Source organism: Peribacillus sp. YIM B13481, assembly GCF_042787985.1.
Lineage (GTDB): Bacteria > Bacillota > Bacilli > Bacillales > DSM-1321 > Peribacillus > Peribacillus simplex_A.
Genome location: NZ_JBHZPE010000117.1, coordinates 1 through 2,466 on the forward strand (window position 1 = coordinate 1; position 2,466 = coordinate 2,466).

Sequence of the window (2,466 nt, forward strand, 5' to 3'; positions counted from 1 at the left end):
GAAACGCCGTATACGCGAACCGTACGTACGGTGTTGTGAGAGGGGCGAAAATAAACTTATTTTCCCCCTACTCGATTAAGGAGCTATCGGGGAAGACTGGTTGAACAATCTATATAGACACCAACTAAACATGTAATGGAAAAAGGAATTTTTGACGGTTATGTGAACAGGTAGGATTAGCAACTAGAAATAAAGAATACCTATTTATCAAAAAGGGGGCTTCTTTAATGGAGAAAGAAAACTTACTGCCTGTAAAATGTTTGTGCTGCAAAAAAGAATTAGACGCAATAGACTTGGTCATCATCAATGAATCACTTCAGCTGACGCATATTCAATGCCCTGATAAAGGAGAGAAAGCAATTATTGATGTAGGATATTTTAATGCTGTATCCCGAAAATACCTGACCTGTACTCCTGAAAAAACCCCTATAAGTAGGGGCATGTAAAGTCCATCGCTGTGCATTTTCGGCAAAAACCTTCTACAACTAAGGTATGTTAGCTTAAGATCTCTTTAAGGCAGCTTTTACTTTATGGAACTAAAGGGGAAGTTTAGTTTATTAAGATACCTTCCATCTGTTTAATTGAGTGCCGGCATGTTATAATGGGTAACTTAGGATAATTACTACTTTTACTTATAATTGAACGGATGCCAAGAAAAGCCTCCGCAAAGCGATAAAATATGGAGGTGTAAGAGAATGAATAAACAATGGACGATTGGTAAAATTAAAGAATTTGTTGAGAAAAATTCGGAAAGTAAGTTGCTATCGACGGAATATCACGGCTTTTCTCAAAAGTTACTATTTAAATGTACATGTGGTAGCAACTTTGAAAAAACATTTACGAAATTTAAAAATAATAAACAACGTAAATGTGACGTGTGCCAACCGCCTAAAGCGACACGATAACGTATAGCGAATAAACGAAGTGCCGATTTCTATTAAAAAGAAATTGGCACTATTTTTATTTTTATAGGGGGAATAAAAGTGGTTTTCACTAAGGGCAGGTTTAGACAAATATTCCTTCATAAACTAACGGGTGCATTCGTTGAATATTGAGCATCTTTAAGGAAACTTTTTCTTTATGCAACTGTCGGGGCAGGATAGTTGGATTGCCTGCCAAAGAATAGGAGTGGTTTGTATTTATGGCAATAACAAAGAAAAGGTTCTTCATTAGTTATGTAGTGGGTTTCATACTCATGTATATTGCAAGCTCTGGTCTGCAATACTTCAGGGGGCAAACGATAAATTGGTTAGGGAATTTAGCATACGCATTCTATTTCGTAGCATTTCATTCCCTTTTTAGTTGGTTATGGGGAGATTTTGATAAGAAAAAAGTCGATCACTAATACATAGTTTGTGTTAACAAGTAATAATATTTAAAGGAATAATTCATTCTGATAAAGAATATAAAAAAACGTAATGATAAGGAGGCGATTGTATGGCAAATCATGTAGAAAATCTATATAACTATCATGTATGGGCAAATCAACGGATTATTGATCATCTTAAGACACTTTCTCCTGAGAAATATCAAAAGGAAATGAAAAGTGTCTTTTCTTCTATTTCAAAGGTTTTATCTCATCTCTATTTGGTGGAATATGGATGGCTTAATACCCTCGAGGGTCAGAGTATGAATGAAGCAATGCAATCTTCATTTCAAATTCAAGAAAAGATTGAGAAACTGCCAATTGAAGACTTAGAAACGGAATTTCACACTTTAACATCTCGGTTTAAATCCTTTTTGAACAGACAGGAAGATATGGAACAGAGAATAATGTTGGATAATCCATGGGCAGGATTAAGAGAAACAAGTATATCTGAAATGGTCTTACACGTTGTGAATCATGGAACCTATCATAGAGGGAATATTTCAGCTATGTTACATCAGTTGGGTGATTCTTCAGTTATGACTGATTATGCTTTTTATTGGTATTCTTGAAATATTATTCATTATAAATAGGCAAGAGAAGAGTAATTCATTTTTTCTTCAAAAAGGTGACGTTAGTTGAGGATCGAGAGATGTTTACACAGATCTTTCTTTGAGCTAACGAATAACTTTAATCAAACAATTGTTGCTCCAAAGTAATCTCACTCTTCTGCGATATTTAACATTACCAGCAAGAATAAGTTAATTGCCTCCACAATACTGGCTAACGGGTGCGTTAGCTTAAGATCGGAGCTGTTTTTAAGGCAGCTTTTCCCTATGCAACTATCGGGGCAGATTAGTTCTATAAGAAAAGTGGAAGGTAAATCCAATTAATAGTATAGTCATATGTACTAGATCCTTTTGTAGTCTATTCCTTGATCGAAGAATAATTCAGGCGAGGGGGATTGTACCAAATATTTTACATTGCTTTTATTTTTCGAGAAAATAAAGGTACAATTAATAATTATATAGCTTATTAATGATAAAAGATAATGAGGTAGGATAAAAATGATTGCAAAAACAGAAGAAGATTTTAATGGT

4 protein-coding genes are annotated in these 2,466 nt (G+C 34.5%); all 4 read left to right on the top strand.

The window, feature by feature from the left end; genetic code table 11:
* Positions 1 to 227: 227 nt before the first annotated feature.
* The 4 genes from ACFX4X_RS25345 to ACFX4X_RS25360 all read left to right on the top strand — a co-directional run bounded on the left by ACFX4X_RS25345 (position 228) and on the right by ACFX4X_RS25360 (position 1,938).
* Positions 228 to 446 carry a hypothetical protein gene (locus ACFX4X_RS25345; RefSeq protein ID WP_317778917.1) on the top strand — a complete coding sequence of 73 codons (219 nt, stop codon included), beginning with the start codon at positions 228 to 230 and terminating at the stop codon, positions 444 to 446.
* 249 nt (positions 447 to 695) lie between these two features.
* Positions 696 to 905 carry a hypothetical protein gene (locus tag ACFX4X_RS25350; protein WP_061465106.1) on the top strand — a complete coding sequence of 70 codons (210 nt, stop codon included), beginning with the start codon at positions 696 to 698 and terminating at the stop codon, positions 903 to 905.
* Positions 906 to 1,141: 236 nt separating this feature from the next.
* Positions 1,142 to 1,345, top strand: a complete 204-nt coding sequence (locus tag ACFX4X_RS25355; protein ID WP_284469544.1) for a hypothetical protein — start codon at positions 1,142 to 1,144, stop codon at positions 1,343 to 1,345.
* A gap of 92 nt (positions 1,346 to 1,437) precedes the next feature.
* Positions 1,438 to 1,938, top strand: coding sequence for a DinB family protein (locus ACFX4X_RS25360; RefSeq protein WP_061465102.1), 501 nt, complete (start codon positions 1,438 to 1,440; stop codon positions 1,936 to 1,938).
* Positions 1,939 to 2,466 lie beyond the last annotated feature (528 nt).

Excerpts from the sequence above, each read along its gene's own strand:
- ACFX4X_RS25345 (WP_317778917.1), top strand. The coding sequence starts at position 228 with ATGGAGAAAGAAAACTTACTGCCTGTAAAATGTTTGTGCTGCAAAAAA.
- ACFX4X_RS25350 (WP_061465106.1), top strand. The coding sequence starts at position 696 with ATGAATAAACAATGGACGATTGGTAAAATTAAAGAATTTGTTGAGAAA.
- ACFX4X_RS25355 (WP_284469544.1), top strand. The coding sequence starts at position 1,142 with ATGGCAATAACAAAGAAAAGGTTCTTCATTAGTTATGTAGTGGGTTTC.
- ACFX4X_RS25360 (WP_061465102.1), top strand. The coding sequence starts at position 1,438 with ATGGCAAATCATGTAGAAAATCTATATAACTATCATGTATGGGCAAAT.